Below are 22,322 nucleotides of genomic sequence, written 5' to 3'. Positions count from 1 at the left end.
TCAATCCAGCGCAAAGCAAGTCCTTGACTCGTCAGCTTCCATGGCCGCCTCGGTCAGACGCTTCAACAAAGCGGCCTCGGCGTTGTGCAACTCATCGGCGATGCCGTCCACTGTGGCGCGATAATCCGCACCCAGCGTTGCCTCGTTTTCAAAGGCCGTTTCCATCCGCACGTGAAAGGGGGCGGTCAGGTCGGTGAATTGTTTGCCATGTTGCTGTCGCAAAAAGTCGCTCCAGAACGTACGGCCAGTGATATAGGTCGATAGCTCAGGTGAAATTTCCGCGGCAAGGACTTTGTTGTAGGCCAACTCCAGGTCATTTGCCTTGACGCCACTGAGCGATGCATAACGCATGTGCTGGGGCTGGCCGACCAGGTCAAGCCTGTCGGCCAGGCCGGTGCGATAAGCCAACTCCACTTCCACCGCATCGAGTGCCGGATTGACCTGGGACTTTTCCCGAGCAATTCTGGAAAGGTAATCCAGGCGAAACAGACTTCGCCCGAGTCTCAATAACCGAGCGGCCTGATCATGGGCGTTGGCGGACAGCCGAACCACCCTGTCAATTTCGACGGCGACCTCGAGATTACTGAAGATCGTCGCCGCGTCATCAGCGCAATGGGCCTTGACTGCCATTGACAGCAATTGAGTACGTAATGCCGAGTGAGCCTGGGTCGCCTCAATGACACTCCAGACCCGCCGGGTCATGTCTTCATTCACATAACGGCTATCGGCCGAATTTCCAACTTCTGCCAGCAACTCAAAGAATGCTTTCGATCCGGGTTCGTGCTTCAACGCCAGCCAAGCACGATTACGACTGGCATAGGTCTCTTCAACCAGTTTGGGCATCCACAGGTCTCGAGCCCTTTGATCATTGAGCACAGCGGTATCATTTGGCAGCAGCCCCATCCCGATGCCCGTACGAACATGATAGGCCGCAAGCCTCGTTCGGCTAGACGCGGATACGGGGTTATGGCGCAAGTTGATCGCCAGGGCGAATCGCTGAGGGAGTTGAAACAGCAACTCCGGCAGTTCCCGAATCAGGTTTCCCCGCAGGTCCACAAAGTCCAGATACGGCAAACGGGAAAGTCCGACAGGCAATTCCGTCGCATGAGTATCGCGCAGTAACAGCTCTTTCAGGTTCAGCATTTTGCTGATGTCAATCGTGGCCCCCAGGCGATTGCCATTGAGCCCCAACGCACGCAAATTGCGCATGTCCGCCAGTTTGCGCAAGGTGTGTTCGGTCAGCTGTATCTGATTATCCTCCAGGCTCAAATGCCTGAGATCGGGCATGTGCGACAGCACTTCAGGCAATCGTGTGAGCTTATTGCGGTCCAGTTTCAGAGTGACCAGCTTTTTAAAAGGCTTGAGGAAGTACGCCAACTCATCGCCAGCCTGCATGTCCTTGACGGAAAGACTGCGCACATGGGCGACATCTTGCTCGGTCAGCGTCGGCAATGGGCCTACAAAGTTGCGCTCCAGCGTGAGCGTTGTAGAACCCTGAGTGGACCATGCTATCCGGCGCCAGCATCGTTCGATGGCATTGGCCACCTGTCGACGGCTGACACGGATGTCATTGAGCTGCCCCGGCAGTTTCTTCATTGCCACTTCATCGTCACGCCAGGCGTGCAGCACATCGAGCAGTTTTTTCAGTTGCAGCTCCAGCGCCTTGATTCGATTCACCCGCTGCAGCTGGGTAGTGCCGGCGCTGTCGAGAAACACCGAAGCCTGGGCATCGGAGAACAGTGGATAAAGCTTTTTGACTTTACGAATCAAGGCCCTTGCATAAGTGCCCGCAGCGGGAGGATCTGCCAGTACACAGGCAGCCAGGTGTTTGGGAGTATCACTGCGCTCTCCCCGTAACACGCGCCCGGTACGCGCCGGATCGCCGGCGCCGGCCTTCGACAGTCTTGAACGAAGAGCACGGACGTCCTGCACACCATCGCCCGTGAGCCCCATGCGAGTGCGCTGGGTGGCTGGCAAAGCGTCAAGTATCGACGTGACCAGCGTGTCGCTCATCAACGTGGAGGAAAAATTGCCATTGGTTTGAGTGACCTGGTAGCCGGTGGGCGTCTTTACAATGATACCGAGCGACTCTGCATCCACTGCACCGACGCTGTCCAGCAAGGTGCCGGTTGCTCGCCCCTGTCGCACTTCAAGCCGACAGCTTTCATCCCAGCCGTGCACCCTTTCCATCAGCCAGAGCGTCAGTCTGTTGGTATCGGCATTAGCCAAATGCGGCAGGTGCAACCCGGTGAGCGCACGGTCCTGCCTGAGCAGTGCCTGTGCCTCGCTGACCTGCCCCGCGAGATCCATGCCGAGGATCTTGCGGTCACGCAGAAAGCTGCGATCGTTGCCAGAGGCGTTATCCAGCAATTCCTGGCGCACGCGAACGGGAAGGTCTGCGGCGTGTTCACCCAGCGTCGCAACGTCACCGGTGGCGGTGCCGTCCCAGGTTTTATAGAGCCAGTCAAACAGCGGTTGGCGATTACTCTTGAGGCTCGTCGCGATCTTCTTCGCCAACAGCTGCGATTTCGATTCCGTGGTTGTGCTTGCGATGATGCCCTGCACCTCTGCCGGATAGAGACCACCGATGACTTTGTCGAGCAGTTTCCCAGACTCCAGATCCGACTGATAAACAAGCACGCTGTTGACGTTTTCATCCTCGTGTGGCCCTGTCTCGGGGAAGCGGGACACTACCAGGTCCGCCTCGTCGCGCACTTCGATGAAGCGTTCCGCCGGCCAGCCTGGCAACCTCGGCAGTGTATGCAGTTGCTCCTGGATGAAGTCCTTGTTTGCGCTCTCTCCCTCTTCCATTGCCGTGACCATCGCAGTGATGCGCCGGTCAATCCTGAAGCGCTCGACACAGTCCTTCAGCCGCTGCGGTAACTTGAGGTTGCTTTGATGAAGCTGGTGCAACGTGTCAGGCGTCATGTCGATGATGTCGGCAATCGCTTCCAGATCACTGCCCAGATCACTCAGGCGCGGATCCGTGCGCCCCAATGCATAAGCACCGTCGTGCCACTCGTGCGCGTGCTCATGAACATGCCGCCAGCCCCCTTCCACATTTCGCTCGACGGCAGGCGCGAATGCGTCGGTGCGCACAGGATGATTGAGCGTCCATGCCGATCCGGCGGCGTTGCGGGTGGCTCGATAAGGAACTCCCTCGATGACGATCGACGTCTGCCCGGCATGCCGGTAGAGGCCTTGCACATCAGGTTGCGCGCCGATTGGCAGAGTCGTGGTCTGTTCATAGGTGTCGAGGTTGGGCTTCCACAATCTGGCTCGACCATCAGCGCAAGTGACGGCCTCGAAACCGTCGAAGAATGCTCCCTGCTCCTTTACGCCCTTACCGATAGTGGTCGCGATAATTTTCCCGCCGACGGCAAACGCTGCCAACTGCGCGACGTTTTCCACAACGCTCAGCAAATGGGACAAAGCAGCGGTCCGCTCTCCGTGCGTCCACTCAACCACGCCTTCATACACTTCACTGATGATGTCGACGACAGCCGTAGCCAGCATGAACTGGCCGATCACCGGTACAAAAAAAGCGGCTGCGTTCAACAGCAGAAGACCACCATCGAGCAATGCCTGAAGGTTTTTTTCCCGCTCTTGCTCATCGACGTCTGCATTCGGCACCGCAAGCATTCGTGCATTTTTTTGAGTCGTACTGACAAAAGTGCTGAAGAAAAAATCACCAAGGCAAGTGTCGCCAGGCGCGGCAACGAGTGTGCCCAGGGTCTTATCCTTGTCAAACTCGGTAAAAAAACCGGTTTTATCCTGGCCATGCAGGTACTGCTCGGCGAAAGACTTTCTGTAGCTTTTGCTTTGCAAGTGGAGGGTCAGGTAGACCTTGAAGTCATCCAGCGAAGCGTATTCATACAGCGGTCGTCGGGGTTCGTTCGGCATGTAAACCACACACCGGGCCTTCGGCTCGGTATCGATGGAGACTTTGCTGAAGACCAGTGCCCCACAGATGCAGGCGTCATGAATCATCAAGCCCTGCCACTGCACAGGCCCACCATCGAATAGCACGCCGCTGGCTTGAGCTGCCGGGAGATCCTGATCGATCACACTCAGCAGCATCGTGTAGGCAGCGGCAGTGATGTCCTTTTTCAGGGAGGCCATGTGCAGGGCGACGCGCATATCCAGCATCTTCAGCCGCCGGATATCCGCGATGCTGGGCCGATCATCGGCAGGCGCATCATTGGCGGGTCTGGGCGGCAAGGCCAAAGCCTGGTCAATATGGCGCTGATAGCGGGCGCCCAGGTCGAGCTCACGCGACAGGGCGGCGAATTTTACAGGGATGATTTCAGCGCCTGATTGGGCTTGTTCATTGATGCGTATAACCGAGTCCGCTGAAAAACCGCCGCTCGTGGCTTCCTTAGCCGTAAAGTTTTCCATGGCGGCCTGAAGCAAGCTGCGTGATGTGGTGGTTACTCGACCAGCGGATCCGAAGACGGGGAGCACGCCTGTGGACGTGTACAGTGTTTTCGTAATGTCCAGCATGTCCCGCTCGACGTCGAAATCGACCGTCCATTTACCCTTGAGGAATGCGGTCAGTTGCTCTTTGCAGAATTCGTCCAGAGGCTTGAGCTTTTTGAGCGCCTCCGTGACCTTGCCCTGGGTAACAAAAGACTGCTCGAACGCCGCCTTCAAAGCCTGCACCACGCTCAAATCCTCGGTTGCCAACCAAGGGGCGATAGACGCTTGCAGCACTTGCGCCTTGTCCAGGTCGCCCGTGTGTTCCAACAAGGCTTCGAGACGTTGTGCCGATGTCAGTGGCACCGCGACGGGGGCGGGTTTGGAAGTCGTAGCCTGCATGAGCAATATCCTTATTGCGTTAAAAGACGCTCAGTTTAGGAAGCACCGCAGGCAATTGATAATTCGAATACCGGGTTGGATCGCCCCCCATCCAAGCAGCTACTTCTATGCATCCCATCAATAGTTACCGCCACGGCCAAGAGCGTTTCTGCCGTGCCTGCCATTCGTCCCGCAATTCCTTCTTATAACTTATCGTTCTAAAACTCCCACAAGCGAGGCGGGTCAGTTTCTGAGTACCTGCCCTTCTGGCATGGTGCGGATTGACCCTCCCCAACGGAAAAACCGGTAAGGAATTTATGTGCGGATTAGCTGGCGAGTTACGTTTTGACAATCAACCTGCAGACCTTGCAGCCATTGAGCGAATCACCCATCACCTGGCGCCTCGAGGCCCTGACGCCTGGGGTTTTCATAGCCAAGGGCCGATTGCCCTGGGCCATCGTCGCCTGAAAATCATGGACCTGTCGGACGGCTCGGCACAGCCGATGATCGATACCCAACTGGGCCTGTCCCTGGCCTTCAACGGCGCGATCTACAACTTCCCGGAGCTGCGAAGCGAACTCGAAAACCTCGGTTATGCCTTCTATTCCGGCGGCGACACCGAAGTGTTGCTCAAGGGCTACCACGCCTGGGGCGAAGCGCTGTTGCCCAAGCTCAACGGCATGTTTGCCTTCGCTATCTGGGAACGCGACGCCAAGCGCCTGTTCATCGCCCGTGACCGTCTCGGTGTGAAGCCGCTGTACCTGTCGCGCACCGGCCAGCGCCTGCGCTTCGCTTCGGCTTTGCCAGCGCTGCTCAAGGGCGGCGACATTAACCCGATTCTCGATCCGGTGGCCCTGAATCATTATCTGAATTTCCATGCCGTGGTCCCAGCGCCACGCACTCTGCTGGCCGGCATCGAAAAACTGCCACCGGCGACCTGGATGCGCATTGACGCGGATGGCCGAACCGAACAGAAAACCTGGTGGACCCTGCCCTACGGCCCACGTGCCGACGAGATCAATCTGACGCTCGAGGACTGGCGTGACCGCGTACTAGACAGCACCCGCGATGCGGTGGCGATTCGTCAACGGGCGGCGGTGGATGTTGGCGTGCTGCTGTCGGGTGGTGTCGATTCGAGCATGCTCGTCGGCCTGTTGCGTGAAGTCGGTGTGGAAAACCTGTCGACCTTCTCCATCGGCTTCCAGGATGCCGGTGGCGAGCGCGGTGACGAGTTCCAGTATTCGGACTTGATCGCCAGGCATTACGGCACCCAACACCATCAATTGCGCATCGACGAAAAAGAGATCATCGAGCAACTGCCCGCCGCCTTCCGCGCGATGAGCGAGCCGATGGTCAGTCATGACTGCATCGCTTTCTATCTGTTATCGCGCGAAGTGGCCAAGCATTGCAAAGTGGTGCAAAGCGGCCAGGGTGCGGACGAACTGTTCGCCGGGTATCACTGGTATCCGCAAGTGGATGGCGCAGCCGATCCCTACACGGCGTATCGCGATGCGTTCTTCGACCGCAGCTACGAGGACTACGCCGCCACCGTCCAGCCGAAATGGCTGACCGCGAATGACGCCGCTGGTGACTTCGTGAAGGAACATTTCGCACAACCCGGCGCCGATGCATCGGTGGACAAGGCCTTGCGTCTGGACAGCACGGTGATGCTGGTGGATGACCCGGTCAAACGCGTCGACAACATGACCATGGCCTGGGGCCTGGAGGCGCGCACGCCGTTTCTCGACTATCGCCTGGTGGAATTGTCAGCCCGGGTGCCGGGCAAATTCAAACTGCCTGACGGAGGCAAGCAAGTCCTGAAGGAAGCGGCGCGCCTGGTCATTCCAAGCGAAGTCATCGACCGCAAAAAAGGTTACTTCCCGGTGCCGGGTCTCAAGCATTTGCAGGGTGACACGCTGAACTGGGTACGTGAATTGCTGCTGGATCCGAGCCAGGATCGTGGCCTGTTCAACCCGGCGATGCTCGACCGCTTGCTGACGGACCCACAAGGCCAATTGACTCCGTTGCGCGGCTCCAAGCTGTGGCAATTGGCGGCGCTGAACCTGTGGCTCAGTGAACAAGGAATCTGATCGATGAAACCTCAAGCCACGGCGTATAACCAACGCTTGTTACGCGGTCAGGCGCCTTCTTACGAACGCTTGCAGGCACGCCTGGCCGAAGACGGCAGTGAACTCAGTACTGCGCCGATTGCCGTGCATTGCGGCTGGGGCCGGTTGTTGATCGGCCATACGTTCCCCGACCCGACGAGCCTTGCCCAGGCGTTGCTCAATGAACGACCGGGTGAGCGCGACATCGCCCTGTATGTCGCCGCGCCCCAGCAAGTACTGGGGCTGGAGCCGGCCCAGTTGTTTCTCGACCCCTCCGATACTTTGCGGTTGTGGTTCAGCGATTACCGTCAGGCGACCCGCGTGTTTCGCGGCTTTCGCATTCGTCGCGCGCAAGGCGATGCCGACTGGCAGGCGATCAACCAGCTGTATCAGGCACGCGGCATGTTGCCGATCGATGCCAGCTTGCTGACCCCCCGTCATCTGGGCGGCCCGGTGTACTGGCTGGCCGAGGACGAGGACAGCGGCGCAGTCATCGGCAGCGTCATGGGCCTCAATCATCACAAGGCGTTCAACGATCCGGAACACGGCAGCAGCCTCTGGTGCCTGGCCGTCGATTCGCACTGTTCGCGGCCCGGTGTCGGTGAGGTGCTGGTGCGGCATCTGATTGAACACTTCATGAGCCGTGGGCTGAGTTACCTGGACTTGTCCGTGCTGCACGACAATCGCCAGGCCAAAAATCTTTACGCCAAGCTCGGTTTTCGCAACCTGTCGACCTTTGCGATCAAGCGCAAGAACGGCATTAACCAGCCGTTGTTTCTCGGTCCCGGCCCTGAAGCCAAGTTCAACCCCTACGCGCGGATCATCGTCGAGGAAGCCCATCGTCGCGGCATCGATGTGCAGGTCGATGATGCCGCGGCGGGGATGTTTACCCTCAGCCACGGCGGACGGCGGGTACGTTGCCGCGAGTCACTGACCGACCTGACCAGCGCCATCAGCATGAGCCTGTGCCAGGACAAGAGCCTGACCCATAAAGCGCTCACGGCGGCAGGCCTGAACCTGCCCGCGCAGCAACTGGCGGGTAACGCCGATGACAACCTGGCGTTTCTCGACGAACACCAGCGAGTGGTGGTCAAGCCACTGGACGGTGAACAGGGGCAAGGCGTGGCGGTGGATCTGCAGACCATCGAAGAGGTCCAGAACGCCATCGAAGCCGCCCGTCAGTACGACAGTCGCGTGCTGCTGGAAAGCTTCCATGAAGGTCTCGACCTGCGAATTCTGGTGATCGGCTTTGAAGTGGTCGCTGCGGCGATTCGACGGCCCGCCGAGGTGGTGGGCGATGGCCAGCACTCCATCGGCGCGCTGATCGAAGCCCAGAGTCGACGGCGCCAGGCGGCTACCGGCGGCGAAAGCAAGATCCCGCAGGACCCTGAGACCGAGCGCACCGTGCAGGCAGTGGGCTACGACTACGACAGCATACTGCCGCCGGGCGAGCACCTTTTCGTGCGGCGCACGGCAAATCTTCATACCGGTGGGATTCTCGAAGATGTCACCTCGATGCTTCATCCCACGTTGGTGGACGCCGCGGTGCGCGCGGCGCGGGCGCTGGATATTCCCGTGGTCGGACTCGACCTGATGGTGTCTGCCGCCGATCAACCGCAGTACGTATTCATAGAAGCCAACGAGCGCGCCGGACTGGCCAACCATGAACCGCAGCCGACGGCCGAGCGGTTTGTAGACCTGTTGTTTCCGCACAGTCAGCCGGCCGTGTAGCGCCCGATCGTTCCCATGCTCTGTGTGGCAATGCAGCCCGGGACGCACCGCGTCCCTCAAGAGCCGAACGCAGAGCGTCCGTTGATTCATTCCTTTGCTGCGCGTGAAAACGATCCCTCAACTCATCAGGAGTTTCCATGACCCGCCAATACCCGGAACCAGACCTGACCTACCTGCAGAAAGTCCTGCTGGAAATGCTCGCCATTCCCAGCCCCACCGGCTTCACCGACACCATCGTGCGCTATGTCGCCGAACGGCTCGAAGAGCTGGGCATTCCCTTCGAGATGACACGTCGCGGCACCATCCGCGCCACCCTCAAGGGCAAGAAAAACAGCCCGGACCGCGCCGTTTCCGCGCACCTGGACACCATTGGCGCCGCCGTGCGCGCCATCAAGGACAACGGCCGCCTGACGCTGGCCCCCGTGGGTTGCTGGTCCAGCCGTTTTGCCGAAGGCAGCCGCGTCAGCCTGTTTACCGACAACGGCGTGATCCGTGGCAGCGTGTTGCCGCTAATGGCCTCCGGGCACGCCTTCAACACCGCCGTGGATGAAATGCCAATCAGCTGGGACCACATCGAATTGCGCCTGGACGCTTATTGCGCGACCCGCGCCGATTGTGACTCGCTGGGCATCAGCGTCGGTGATTTCGTCGCCTTCGACCCGCTGCCGGAGTTCACCGAAAGTGGCCACATCAGTGCCCGCCACCTGGACGACAAGGCTGGTGTCGCGGCGCTGCTGGCAGCGTTGAAAGCGATCGTCGACAGCGGCGAAGAGCTGGCGATCGACTGTCATCCACTGTTCACCATCACCGAGGAAACCGGCAGTGGCGCCGCGGCGGCATTGCCCTGGGACGTCAGTGAATTCGTTGGCATCGACATCGCGCCCGTCGCTCCCGGCCAGCACTCCAGCGAACACGCGGTGAGCATTGCGATGCAGGATTCCGGCGGGCCGTACGACTATCACTTGTCGCGCCACCTGCTGCGCCTGGCCAGTGACAACGAGTTGCCCGTACGCCGCGACCTGTTCCGCTACTACTTCAGCGACGCTCACTCGGCGGTCACCGCCGGCCATGACATCCGCACCGCCCTGCTCGCCTTTGGCTGCGACGCCACCCACGGCTACGAACGCACCCACATCGACAGTCTCGCCGCCCTCAGCCGCCTGCTCGGCGCCTACATCCTCAGCCCGCCGGTGTTCGCCAGCGACGCGCAGCCGGCCAAAGGCTCGCTGGACCGGTTCAGTCACCAGATCGAACACGAGACGCAGATGGAAAGCGATACGCGAGTGCCGTCGGTGGATAGCCTGGTGGGCCAACGCAGCGACATCTAACGAAATGCGATCCAGTAGGAGCTGCCGCAGGCTGCGATCTTTTGATCTTAAAAAACAAAGATCAAAAGATCGCAGCCTGCGGCAGCTCCTACTGGTGATGTGGTCATAACCGCCGTAGCATCTCGTCATTGATTTGACCGAGGTACCTATGCTGATTCCACACGACCAACTTGAAGTCGATACCCTGACCCGCCTGATCGAAGATTTCGTGACCCGAGACGGCACCGACAATGGCGATGACACGCCGCTGGAGACCCGTGTATTGCGTGTTCGCCAGGCATTGATCAAGGGCCAGGCCCTGATTGTCTTCGATCCGGAGAGCGAGCAGTGCCAGCTGATGCTCAAGCATGACGTGCCCAAGCATTTATTCGACTGATTTTTTGTCTCGCGAAAGCTTGCGCTGGATTCGCTCGTAGATCTCGCTGCGGTGCACATTGACATGGTTCGGGGCTTCGATGCCGAAGCGCACGTTACCGCCATTGACGGCAATAATGCGCACTGAAATGGTGTCACCGATGGAAATCATCTCGCCGACTACACGACTTAGTACAAGCATGGCTTTGGTCCTTCAGGGTTACCGGGCCTTGAAGATGCCCGGTGCACGACGGGCCTACAAGACAGCCACGGTAATCCAGACCAAACCTACAGCCACGCGGCTGCCTTGCTGAAGGAAATGCCTGACACGCCGCCTTAATCAAGGGCCGCTACGTCAGGAGGCCGAGAAGCGCGGGCCAAACAGGATAACGCTTGCCCCGATCATGCACAGTGCCACGCCTAGCCAGTCGGAACCCAGTGGACGAATCCGCTCGACCACCGCCAGCCAACCAATCGAAGCAATGATGTAGATACCGCCGTAAGCGGCATAGGCACGGCCTGCATAAGTCGCCTCGATGCGCGTCAGCAACAACGCGAACAACGTCAGGCTGAGTAACGCTGGCACCACCCACAAGGCACTTTTACCCTGGCGCAGCCACATCCAGAAGGCGAAGCAACCGGCGATTTCGAACAACGCGGCGAGGAAAAACCACAGGTAATTGAGCATGCGAACGTCTCGCGAGGATGGCCGATGGCGGCCACCCTAACGAGGCTGTCGTGTGCGGGCAAGTTCAGTTTGCGGATTGCTTGGCCTTGGCGCGCATCTTGTCGGCCATCAGGGTCATTTCGTTGTAGAGCAGTTGCGGGTTCTTCTGCTTGAGCGCCCAGGCCTGGCGGCCCTGTTCGTGGGGCAGGATCATGAACTCGCCGACAGCGACCTGCTGAAAGATGTAATCGGCAATATCGGTGGCACTGATGGGCGAGCTTTCCAGCAACTTGCCAACCTGGGCTTTCATGGCCGGCGTCGGGCCGCGGAAGGAGTCCAGCAGATTGGTCTGGAAAAACGACGGGCAAACCACATGCACGCCGACTTCCTGATGCGCGAGTTCAATCAGCAAGCTTTCGGACAACGCCACCACGCCGGCCTTGGCCACGTTGTAGTTGCTCATGGCCGGCCCCTGCATCAACGCCGCCATCGAGGCGATGTTGATGATCTTGCCCTTGCTCTTCTCCAGCAACGGCAGGAAGGCCTTGCAGCCCTTGACCACACCCATGAGGTTGATTGCGATCTGCCAGTCCCAGTCTTCCAGGGACAGTTCGCTGAAGAATCCGCCAGAGGCAACCCCCGCGTTGTTGACGATGATATCGATACCACCGAACTTCGATTCGCAGGCCTGGGCAAACGCGGTCAGTTGGCTGTAATCACGCACATCGCAACGCTGGATAAAACCGTCACCACCGGCTTCGCGCACCTGTTTCAAGGTTTCCTGCAGACCTGGTTCGCTGACGTCCGACAAGGCCAACTGCCAGCCTTCGCGCGCCCAGCGCAACGCGATTTCGCGACCCAGGCCGGAGCCCGCGCCAGTGATCATCATGCGATTTTGCATAGCAAACAGCCTTGTTGTTCCGGGGAAGATGCGTCGAGTGTAGCGAAGGAAATTGGCCGCCCCACGCTCTATCAGATTGCTGAATGCCCCGAGCAAACCGCAATCGTGGCTCAACCAACTAACGCGGCAACAGATTTATCGGTAGATGATTTGAAAAACCGCAAAAAACTTGGAATTTTTTGCCCTGCACCGCGGTCGGATTTTTTAAGCAGCTCGAATAAATGACGTTCCCGCTGACTGATAACGGCTAGGTCATTCCTGAATACTTACAGCAAGGAAACAGATATGGGCACAATACTTCTGATCATTCTGATCCTGTTACTGATCGGTGGTCTACCGGTCTTCCCACACTCCAGAAGTTGGGGTTATGGACCGTCCGGTATCATCGGCGTGGTGTTGGTGGTGATATTGATCCTGTTGTTACTCGGGAAGATATGAAGTTCTGAGTAGCCAATAAAGGCTGCAGAAATTTCGATGCCAGTCAGATAAAACTGACTGGCATCGTTTTTTCCAAAGTTTGCGTCACACGTTAGTGAAAATTCCACTGACAGGATCAACATTGCCTGCATAAGGCACGCTGGTTCCTGCGGCCTTGGCAACGGTTGCCCAGATCCGCTGCATGTCGACGAAGTTCTTGCCGATAACCGGGTTCCCCGTGTGATGCGACTTATCGGCTTGCGTCGTGATATTCAGGTACCGTCCTGCGCCCTCCCCGCTTTTCAACAATCCGCACGCGCCGCCCATCATGACCAGCGGCATATCAATCGAGTGCTCGGGGGCTCCATCAGCCATTTCGCTGGTGACAATGACCAGGACAGATTCGAGCAAGTTGTGACCGGGCATGTCCGGGTCTGCATGCCTGGACAGTTCATCCATCAATTCCCTGACCTGCCGGACATACCATTGCCGTGTTCCTCTCCAGACTGCTTCCCCGGCGTAACGGTGAGCGCAATCATGGGGATTTTTGTCGCGACTGACATCAATGATATTGAGTGACTCCGCCGAGCGTCCGATCTGAACGGTCGCAACGCGGGTAATCCCGCAACTCAAGGCGGTGGCCACCACTTTATGGTGGTCGGCCTGTATGCGTGTGCGGTGCTCCGCCGACTGGTAATCCAGGGGCTCGAGCATCACAGGCTCGCATCCCCCCACGGGCGGCCGCGCTTCCTCAAGGTCCTTGATGACCTGCTCTACTGAATCCAGATGGGTATCAAGCTTTTGCCTCTGGCCGGGGGAGAGCCGGTTTTTGATGTCCTGGATATCCGCCAGGGATGCCTCTAACAGTTTTCCAGCTCCAGGCTCCAGTGCGCGCCGAGCTTGAGCAGGCGTCTTGAACAGCGATTCAGCCATCAGCATGGGGTCGCGGTAGGGCGTGCGAATCGCTTTGCCCTGAAACGACACGAACCAGGGCGTACCGTCGATCCCTGCGTGGGGCCCGGCAAACAAGCTGCGATGCGAGGGTTCATTACCCGGCAGTGCATTTCCCAAGAGGACGTCGATTGATGACTGACTCTGTGCGCTATCACGCAATATATAGTTCCAGTTGTTATGGCCCGAGTTACCTGGCCCCGAGATAATCCCGCGCAGGTACAACGATTGGTTGCGATAAGCCTCCAGCTCTTTACTGACTTCATTCAATGTAAAAGCCGTGGTATCCATCCCCTGTGCAGTGGGATGCCACAAACCGCGCCCATCGCCAAACGGTCCACCCTGATAGGAGTCCACTGCCGTTCCGTCGGGTATTACTACAATCACGACCTTCAACAAGGGTTGCTCGGATTGCCCCGCCAATGCCATGCGCGTCAATCCGAATTGGGTCAATGGACCATAGACACCTGCCGCAGCCAGTCCCGCGAGAAAACGCCGGCGACTTTTCAAGATGCCCATGATCAGTTCCTCTCGGTTTTGTAGATGAACGCGTTGGAAGTCCCCAGGGTTCGCAACATCTCTGCCAGGGAGCCGGAAGTTTTCAAGCCATCGGCAATCGCCTTCACAGCTCCCGACGTCGATGCATCCGATTTGCTGCCGAACACAAACCGGAAATAACTGTCGGCCATACAGAACTGGGAGGCGGGATGGCGGGGAACGATTTTGGCGATACCGCGAACGTCATTTACGGTCTCTGAGCCGGTCGAACTTAAAAAGGGACCGGAGGCCTTGATTGGCAACATCTGAGGATATTGGTCAAAGTTGTAGGCTTTTTCCTGGGTACGATAACGGCCAGCTGCATCGTAATGCTCCATCGCGGCGCCGGTGTCATTCATGAATTGGTGACATTGCCAGCAGCGCCCTCCTGACGCTTGCTCACCGTTGACCAGATCCCAGCGTTCACGGGTGGTGATGGGCTGAGCAGGAAAAACCGGACCTGTAGGATCTGGCTCTACCGGAGCACCGAACTCACGACAGAACATCTGCTCGCGAATCATGATTCCGCGCTTGACCAGTGAGGTGGTCTCGAAATCCGACGTGGCTGCCTGAGTCAGCCCCAGGTGCAACAACCCGCCCCGCTTGTCGTCCACCGTGACTTTTTGCATCGTGCTGCCCGTGACACCGCTGATGCCATAATGCGCAGCCAGGTCCTGATTCAGATAGGTGTAACCGGGGTTGAACAACTTATCCAGGGTGCCTGAATCGAGAAGCATGCTTTTGCTCAGCAAGTATTGCTCCTGTGCCATCAGCGCAATCATTGGCTTGGTCAGCCCCGGCTTTTCCTGAACGCCGCGTGCGGTTTTGATGTAGTAGCCGACGAAACGGTTGAACTGCTTGATGCCGCGGTCCGTTTGCATCATCCGCTGAATTTCGGCGGAGATCTGTTGTGAAGTCTGCAGTTCATTGCGCTGCGCCTTGGCCAACAGTTCAACATCCGGTGTCGTGCCCAGGAACCCGTAAGAAAGTGCTGTTACCAGCTCGAACGGCGTGAGCTTATACACCTTGCTTGCCCTGGCTGACTCCACCCCCAGCTCCGAGCGATAGAGAAAATGCGGCGACATCAATAGAGCCGCAATCACAGCCGGGGGCCCTTGCTCATCGTGTATTTTCTGATACCGCAAACGCTCGGCATCAGTCACGGGACGACGGAACATCTGATAGCCCAGGGAAGTGACCAGGTCGGTGCCTGTGCGAGAGGTTGCCAGCGCACTCAAGCGCGCAGGTGCCACCTTCTCTGCCACCGACAACGCCATGTCGTAATACAGCTTGACGTCCTCGGCCTGCAGAATGCCCTTGCTCGCTTCCCCTGGGTATTTGAAATCTTTTTCCGACTTGTCGGCCGGTAGTTTCTCGGGATTGACCTCGACCCCCAGGATGTCCCAGATGCTGGCGGCATACTCACTGGGCGTGAGCAATCGCAACTGCCGCGCACCATAGGTCTCGCCATGGTCCAGGTAGGGTTTCCAGATGACGTCGAACAACTGGTTGCTGATTTCGGTCGCACAGGTGGTGTCGCAGTGCCCCGAAACCGGCATGCTCTTGATCTGTTTGACCAACGCTTCCCGACCCGCCACGCTCCAGAGCAAGGCCTTGCTCGCGCTGTCGAAATACTCGACGGAATGGCACTTGGTACAGGCCCCCGCCAGGACCGACTCGCCCAGGTTCTCGACATGTCGATAGGCGATGAGGGGTAGCTGCCGGTCCTCACTGGACTCATCAATCACCACCGGCTCCAGTTCCGGCTCCGGTTTTTCCTTGGAGTAAAACGGGTAGATCACCTTGTACTTGCCATAGTCGAGGTTGCGCGTCGTGCTTGCCCCCCACGGAATCTGTATGAGCAGCGGCTCAGCATGACTCTGATCCTCGTTAACCAGACTGATGCGCCATTGGTCATCGGTGACAGAAGCAGGCTTGCTCGGCGCGTTGATCGTGATCTTGACCTCTAGCTTGATCGGCCGTTCGCGATATCCCAGGTTGATGGCCTGACTCTTGTTGGTTGGCGATAGCGTGACGGAGGTGTTTCGCACCAGAGGAACCCATTTTTTCACATCATTGAGGCGCAACTGATACTCACCATACGCCAGCCCTTTTAGAACCAGTGCGGACTCATTGCTTAACGGATCCCATGACAGTTGCACCAGTCGGCTATTGCCGTCGGGGGCAATCAGGTAGCCACTGATCATTTCGTCTTCCAGGCCCGGGGGTGACAGCATTGGACGCAGGGCCAATTCTGTCTGCGGCAGCCCGGTTGCGTCATAGCGCACGCGATAGATGACCCCGGCGACATCGTCGCTGATCAGCAGGCTGCCATCCGCCAGTTCGAGAAACTCGACGGGACGACCAATGCAGGAGTTGTCCAGGCAATAGACATCAAATCGATCCGGATCCTGCACAAATCCATTGATCAGCGGGATCTGGTTGACCACGCGCGTACCGCCCTGGATGGTCAGCATTTGTATGTCCATGCCCGGGCGGGCGGTGGAGCCGGCACCATGCACGGCCACCAGCAATCGTTGGGTACCCGCCGCAGCCGGGTAACCTGACCAGAACTTGACGCCGAGCGGTGCAGTGTTGGTACCCGACTCAAAAGCGGCCGGCACATAGTCAGCGGGGCTGATCTGTTCGAGCGACTTATCGGACACAATGGCACCGGGCACCAGCGGCGGCTGGATCACGCCCGGGTTCTGGTACTCCTCTTGAGTGAAACCGGGCGTGTCCCTGCCAAACCGATAAGGCACACCGAAATGCAACCCGGGGCCCCGGATGACGTTGACCTCGTCAGGGTTGGGGAAGCCTTGGCGATTGTTGTCGCTGAACCAGATTTTGCCGTCCTTGGGATTCCAGTCGAAGCCCACAGAGTTACGCACCCCCATGGCCAGGATCTCCGACTCCCCCGTCTCCAGGGAGTACCGCAAGACCGTCCCATAGCGCTTGTCGGCGGGAATCATGCATAGGTTGCACGGAGTGCCGACCGCCGTATAAAGCCACTTGTCCGACGGATCGACTGGGTTGAAGCGCAAGGGGTGTTTCATGTGCCAGATGCGAGTCTTCGAGCCGGACGACAGCGGGGGCAAGGGAAACAGCTTGCCGTCTGCCGGAAAGTTGAAAACCAATTCGGGTTTTGGGTCTTTGTAATGATCGTCCGCGTTACGCAAGCGATACAGACCACCTGTGGTCGAGTAATACAGATCACCGTCGCGGTATGCCACGCCGTGAGGCTCTTCCAGGCCCTTGGCGATGACATGAATGCCGGTCGGCTTACCCTCTCCGTCCAGCGGCAACGCGTAGATCATGTCGCCGATTTTTCCGTCATAGACGTACGACGGGATGGCACTGGAGCCGACATACAGGACGTTCTTGCCCATGGCCATCTGCCTGGGCTGGATAAGGCCCTGGGCAAACAACTCGATTTTTATCCCCGGCAAGCCATTGAGCTTGCTCACCTCAACCGGAGGCCGATACTTCACCGCCACGGTTTGCTCCGCCCCTTGCGCCTGCGTGAATGAAACAATGCGCGGGGTGTTCAGCGGGATGTATCCATCAGCGCTGTTCATTACAAGCTGGTAGTCGCAAGCTTTTAGATTATCGAGGTGAATCGTTTCGTTGGCCTTTGCGCTGATCGCAATCTCTTCGGCCTTGCAACGCAACGTCCCGGTGACCGTCTGATCTGCGCGAGCAACACCTGGCACCGCCGGTTTCAGAGGGGCTTTGCCGCTGAGGGTGGAGAAGCTCAGCGTCAGGCGATTGCCCTCGAAGCCACCACAGTCACCAAGTTCTTTCCATGCGTCTTTCCACGGACCGCCGACAACCAATGGCTCATAGACCGGCAGCTTGCACCACTGCCAACTGCCGACGCCAAGTGGGGCCTCGTCATCTTTCCAGCATTCCAATAGCTGGCCGGCATGCTGAACCTGCTGCCCCTGTTCGTAGAGCGCGCCCTTTTCATAAGCAGGCGCTGTACAGGACTGAGGTGATGGAGCTGACTCCGACGATCGGGTGTACACCACTAAAGCGACGACAGCGGCGAGCGCCGCAAACCCCACGAACCACAGCAAACGAAGCACACCGACAGACTTATTCATGAAGCGAGCCTCACTCGTCAGCCAAGTGTTCAACCCCTCGGACAAATCTGTTAATTCAGTGTCCTGCGGCGAACCACCTGAACCGAAGTGGCAGGCCGAAAAAGAGCCTAAGCCAACCCCGGCATTTCTATTGAAATGTCTTCCAGCGCGGTTCCACTGCATGGCCAAAACATGGCACGAACGCCATAGAGACAGGAACAGGCAGACATCATCCTTGCAACGCTGCCCGCTCTCAACGTCGCGGTTGCAAACGTTGGGTCAGGTACTCGAAGCACCTGTATAAGATTCCCAAACCCCCGAGGTGTCTACTGTCAAAGTTGACAGGTTTTCCCCTTGGGTGCGGCACAGCGCCTTACGGCGAGCATAAAAAAATCCGATGCCTGTGCAGGCATCGGATTTTTTGTAGCCCAAGGTCAGGCAGCAAAGCCTGACTGAATACTCAGTCAGGTACGCCGTCGACCACACCAGCGGTGTTGTCGATCAGACTCTTGGTCGCCGTTTGCAGGAACGCTTCGAGCTTGAGCTTCATCTCGGCGGTGCGCGGAGCATCCGGAATCACTTCCGCCCGAGGCGTAGCGCCCAGTTCGTACTGGTACATCTTCGGCGCCATGTCCTTGTCCTTCGGCAATACCAGGATCTGGTCCGCGGTGATGATCGCAGTGGTCTGCTCGCTGCCCGACGGTTTGATCACACCGAAACCGGTGTCGCCTTCTGGCAGGTTGAGCAAGTCACGACCCCAGCACTGATGACGCACTTCACCACCGATGCGGCCCATGATGGTCGGCACGATGTCGACTTGAGTGCCCACGGTGTGGTCGAGCGTGCCAAATTTCTCCTGGATGCCCGGTGCGATCATCAACATCGGTACATTGAAACGGCCCAGGTCCATTTCGGTGATCTGACGTTCGTTACCGAAGCCGTGGTCGCCAACGATGACGAACAGGGTCTCCTTGAAGTAAGGCTCATTACGCGCCTTCTCGAAGAACTGACCCAGCGCCCAATCCGAATAGCGCATGGCGGTCAAATGCTCGTTCAGGCTGCCACGATCGGTGACGCGTTCGACCGGCAATGGGGTCGGCAACGCATAGGGCGTGTGGTTGGACAAGGTTTGCAGCAAGGCATAGAAAGGTTTCTTGTCCTTGCCGTCGCGAGCCTTGAGTTCCACCAGGCCACGGTCGAACATATCCTGGTCGGACACACCCCAGGTCGGGTCGGAGAACACCGGGTTAACGAAGTCGTTGCGACCGATGAAATTGGTCATGCCCTGGTTACTGAAGAAACCCGACTGGTTGTCCCAGGCGAAATCGCCGTTGTAGACATACACATCGTCGTAGTGACGGGCGCTGAGCAACTGCGGAAGGCCAGACAGTTTGTGGCTGCCTTCCGGGGTCTGCATCAGGTATTCGAAACCCGGCAGGTTCGGGAAGCAAGCCATGGTGGCGAACATGCCCTGGTGGGTGTGGGTACCGTTGGAGAAGAAACGGTCGAACAGCAGGCCTTCCTTCGACAGCTTGTCGAGGTACGGCGTGATGTTGCCCGGTGCGCCCAGTGCGCCTACCGAGTGACCGGCCATGCTTTCCATCAGGATCACGACGACGTTCTTGATCGGCAGGGTCTTGTCGACGGGTGGCGTGTAGTCGCGACGCACTGCTGCGGTCTCGCCATCCACCAATTTGTCGTCCTTCATGACCAACAGGTCGCGTACAGTCTGCTGAGCCATCGGTTGTGGCAACGTGGCTTTCCAGATGTTGTCGCGATCTTCAGACATCCGGCTCTTCGCGGCAGCGACCAGGGACAGGGTACCGTTGAGGCCCAGCTGGTTGGCGAAGTTGGAATCGGTGGTGTAGACATCACCCCAACGCATTGGCGGGCCTTGACGCAAGGTACCGCGGGCCGCGACCACGCAGATCAACAGGCACACCACGAACACCATCGCACGCGCGTACCAGGGGGCAACCTGCCGAGTACCGATGCTACCACCGCTGAAAGGTCCACGAGGACGCGTGGCACGGTCGGCACCCTTGAAGGCGAGGCTCAGGATCCAGGTGCCCAAGGCCCAGGCCAGCAGGTAGCGGACCACCGGAAAACCGTACCAGAGCATGCTCATCACGGTTTTCGGGTCTTCCTTCACATACTGGAAGACCAGCCCGTTGAGGCGCTGGTGGAATTCACGGTAGAAGTCCATCTCCATCAGGCCCAGGAACAGCGCGATGCTGGCGGTCACCGTCAGCCAGAGACGGAAGATCCCCCGCGCCGCCATGGCCCGGGCACTGAACAGCGCCAGCACCAGCGGAACGCTGAGGTAGACCACCAGGCGCAGGTCGAAACGCAAGCCATTGGCGAATGCTTCGAAAAAGGTCGCGGCCGGTGTGTCGAGGATCATTTCGCGGTTGTAGACGAGCAGCGCGAGGCGCAGCACGGAAAACATCACCATCATGACCAGGGCGCACAACAGTGTGTAGGCCAGATGCGATTTGACGGTCGGTTGCAGCAAGCGACTCGATGCTCGCTTCTGACTCAGGGCGTCCGGAATAGCCATGTCGTTTTTAGGACCCATTGGAAGTTGAAGTTTCAAAAATACAGCTGCGCCCTGCCCTCTGTTGGCCAGTACTCGGCCCCGGGGTTCGCGCGGTGCGCAAATGTTGCACGATCAATCGCAGCATTGCCATTGATTACTGTTCGTCGATGGCCGCGCGGGGGGAATTGTCTTGGAGGCTTTGTGAAAATTCTGTGCAGCGAATATTAGGTAACACAATAAAGGCTTCTGTAGGAGCGAGCACGCTCGCGATGGACGTCAACGATTACGCGGGTTGTCTGCATGCCCGGATTGTCCTGGCGTTTTTCGCGAGCATGCTCGCTCCTACAAGGAACAGGTGGCACCTGCTTTTATTTCTCGGCCAGTGCCTTCAGGTTCTTCAAGGTATTGAACGGCGCATCCACTACAAACTTGTTGGCCACCATCGATGGCACGCTACCACCTGGCTCGGTATGCACCTGATAGGTCACTTCAACCTGATCGCCCTTGGGCACGAACTTCCAGAAACCATCGACCTTGGCGACCCGGACAAAGCCCTTTTCTTCAGGAAGGTATTTGGGCACGCCCTCGAGCTTGCGCGTCAGGCTGCCATCGGCGCCTGCGATCGTGGTGATATGCAGCACCGAATCTCGCGGTGTGACCGGCCATGGCGTATTGAACTGGGTGTAGGTCCAGTTCTGATCGCCTTCCTGCTTGAGCAACTTCTGGGTCTTGCACTCGTGAATCCAGGTGCAGGCACCGACCACGTCTTCCTGCAGGGCACGCAGCTTGGCCACGGTGGTCTTCATCAGGGTGACGCCCTGATAGGCCTTGTAGTCGGAGCCGGCCACTTCACTCAGGGAGATCTTGATGCCGTCTTCGTTCCTGGCGACTTTCCAGTCTTCGGCCTGGGCAACTGAAGTGGCCAGAACAGCCGTCAAACCACACAACACAGCGATACGATGCAGCGAACCCATAATCTTATTCCTTATTGTTGAAGTTCCGTTCTGTAAACACATCACGCGGCGGTCATCTGCTCCCACCAGCCAATCAACCGGATAGCTTCTTCGCTGCTGTTGCCACACACCTCAACGTCAGCCTCGAACGCCGAACACACTGCCGGGCGCTCGGGCTTACCGAAAATCTTGCACAGGTTTTCGGCAGACAGTTGCAGGCAACGTTCCCCGGCGGCTTTGCCATGGGGCATACCGGGAATCGGTGAACTGATGGAAGGGGCAATGCAGCAGGCGCCACAGCCCTCACGGCATTTCATGACGAAAAGCTCCTCGCGACGAGCAATGTATTAAAGGACGGGCACAGAGTAACCGCTAAAACAGTTGTTTTAAATTACCCTTACCTGGGTATTTACCTGCAAACGGGCGTGACCGGCCAGTCTCCGACCAACTGTCTGCTGGCAGGTCAGCCAAAGGCGGGATTTACCGCTTGAACTCGAATTCCAGGGCGGCGCCTTCGACTTCATGGCGCTCTTCGTTACGCATTTGCAACTGCATTTCGTTGTTGATCAGCCTGCCATTGAGCTGGAACTGGCTGCTTTTGTCGCCGAACATTTGCGGCAGCACCGGTTCACGCTTGGGCAATGGAACGGTACCGACCGGTTTCAGCTCCTCGACCATGTCCTTGGGCAGGCTCAAATCGAGGTTGGCTGAAGGTACCGGGGTTTTCACCACCGCACTGGCCGGTTTTGACTTGGCGGCATTCAGTGGGCGCTTTTTTACCGCGGCTGGCTTTTTGACCGGTGCGGTTTTTTTCGAGGTTGCCTTGGCATCGCTGGCGGCGGGCTTTGCCTGCACGGACTCAGCCTTGACGGACGCCGGCTGAACACTCACTAACAGGCAGATCAACAGCCAGACGGCAGGAAAAATCGGCTTCATGTACCCAACGATGCAAAC

The 22,322-nt window shown here is 58.2% G+C and carries 15 protein-coding genes; 5 read left to right on the top strand and 10 right to left on the bottom strand.

Going from position 1 to position 22,322, the window contains the following annotated elements; genetic code table 11:
• Positions 1-4,818 (bottom strand): NEL-type E3 ubiquitin ligase domain-containing protein, encoded by a 4,818-nt coding sequence (locus AC1Q8Q_RS21685; protein ID WP_492615476.1) that lies wholly within the window; start codon positions 4,816-4,818, stop codon positions 1-3.
• Positions 4,819-5,114: 296 nt separating this feature from the next.
• Here AC1Q8Q_RS21685 and AC1Q8Q_RS21680 point away from each other — a divergent pair, with 296 nt between their 5' ends.
• From AC1Q8Q_RS21680 to AC1Q8Q_RS21665, 4 genes are all read left to right on the top strand, one after another.
• A complete protein-coding gene (locus AC1Q8Q_RS21680; RefSeq protein WP_033043113.1) occupies positions 5,115-6,887 on the top strand; it encodes an N-acetylglutaminylglutamine amidotransferase in 1,773 nt (590 codons plus the stop codon).
• A 3-nt stretch (positions 6,888-6,890) separates the two neighbouring features.
• Positions 6,891-8,636, top strand: coding sequence for an N-acetylglutaminylglutamine synthetase (ngg, locus tag AC1Q8Q_RS21675; protein WP_492615475.1), 1,746 nt, complete (start codon positions 6,891-6,893; stop codon positions 8,634-8,636).
• 137 nt (positions 8,637-8,773) lie between these two features.
• Positions 8,774-9,964: an osmoprotectant NAGGN system M42 family peptidase gene (locus AC1Q8Q_RS21670; RefSeq protein WP_033043117.1), complete on the top strand. Its 1,191-nt coding sequence runs from the start codon at positions 8,774-8,776 to the stop codon at positions 9,962-9,964.
• Positions 9,965-10,112: 148 nt separating this feature from the next.
• On the top strand, positions 10,113-10,340 hold the full coding sequence (locus AC1Q8Q_RS21665; protein WP_008060849.1) for a YheU family protein: 228 nt from the start codon (positions 10,113-10,115) through the stop codon (positions 10,338-10,340).
• Here AC1Q8Q_RS21665 and csrA read toward each other — a convergent pair.
• From csrA to AC1Q8Q_RS21650, 3 genes are all read right to left on the bottom strand, one after another.
• Positions 10,329-10,520, bottom strand: coding sequence for a carbon storage regulator CsrA (gene csrA, locus AC1Q8Q_RS21660; protein WP_020799981.1), 192 nt, complete (start codon positions 10,518-10,520; stop codon positions 10,329-10,331). The two genes, AC1Q8Q_RS21665 and csrA, sit on opposite strands and share 12 nt — an antisense overlap.
• Positions 10,521-10,673: 153 nt before the next feature.
• Positions 10,674-11,006: a YnfA family protein gene (locus tag AC1Q8Q_RS21655; protein ID WP_492615474.1), complete on the bottom strand. Its 333-nt coding sequence runs from the start codon at positions 11,004-11,006 to the stop codon at positions 10,674-10,676.
• A 64-nt stretch (positions 11,007-11,070) separates the two neighbouring features.
• The gene (locus AC1Q8Q_RS21650) at positions 11,071-11,886 is read right to left on the bottom strand and encodes an SDR family oxidoreductase (protein WP_020799978.1); all 816 of its coding nucleotides are present in this window, start codon (positions 11,884-11,886) and stop codon (positions 11,071-11,073) included.
• 285 nt (positions 11,887-12,171) lie between these two features.
• On the opposite strand from AC1Q8Q_RS21650, the gene AC1Q8Q_RS21645 reads away from it, so the two are divergent.
• Complete coding sequence (locus AC1Q8Q_RS21645; protein WP_008060837.1) at positions 12,172-12,324, top strand: DUF3309 family protein; 153 nt, start codon at positions 12,172-12,174, stop codon at positions 12,322-12,324.
• Positions 12,325-12,408: 84 nt separating this feature from the next.
• On the opposite strand, the gene AC1Q8Q_RS21640 is transcribed toward AC1Q8Q_RS21645, so the two are convergent.
• The 6 genes from AC1Q8Q_RS21640 to AC1Q8Q_RS21615 all read right to left on the bottom strand — a co-directional run bounded on the left by AC1Q8Q_RS21640 (position 12,409) and on the right by AC1Q8Q_RS21615 (position 22,304).
• Positions 12,409-13,773, bottom strand: a complete 1,365-nt coding sequence (locus AC1Q8Q_RS21640; protein ID WP_020799977.1) for a DUF1552 domain-containing protein — start codon at positions 13,771-13,773, stop codon at positions 12,409-12,411.
• 2 nt (positions 13,774-13,775) lie between these two features.
• Positions 13,776-17,897 (bottom strand): DUF1592 domain-containing protein, encoded by a 4,122-nt coding sequence (locus AC1Q8Q_RS21635; protein ID WP_492615473.1) that lies wholly within the window; start codon positions 17,895-17,897, stop codon positions 13,776-13,778.
• 439 nt (positions 17,898-18,336) lie between these two features.
• Positions 18,337-20,436 (bottom strand): LTA synthase family protein, encoded by a 2,100-nt coding sequence (locus AC1Q8Q_RS21630; protein WP_020799975.1) that lies wholly within the window; start codon positions 20,434-20,436, stop codon positions 18,337-18,339.
• Positions 20,437-20,783: 347 nt separating this feature from the next.
• Entirely contained in the window at positions 20,784-21,389 is a 606-nt protein-coding gene (locus AC1Q8Q_RS21625) for an START domain-containing protein (protein ID WP_151143118.1), read from the bottom strand.
• A gap of 41 nt (positions 21,390-21,430) precedes the next feature.
• Positions 21,431-21,685, bottom strand: coding sequence for a YkgJ family cysteine cluster protein (locus AC1Q8Q_RS21620; protein WP_020799973.1), 255 nt, complete (start codon positions 21,683-21,685; stop codon positions 21,431-21,433).
• Between the two features lie 163 nt (positions 21,686-21,848).
• Complete coding sequence (locus tag AC1Q8Q_RS21615; RefSeq protein ID WP_492615472.1) at positions 21,849-22,304, bottom strand: translation initiation factor 2; 456 nt, start codon at positions 22,302-22,304, stop codon at positions 21,849-21,851.
• Positions 22,305-22,322: the final 18 nt, after the last annotated feature.

Source organism: Pseudomonas sp. GW823-FHT06B06, assembly GCF_058795195.1.
This window is presented reverse-complemented; position numbering and strand designations above follow the sequence as displayed.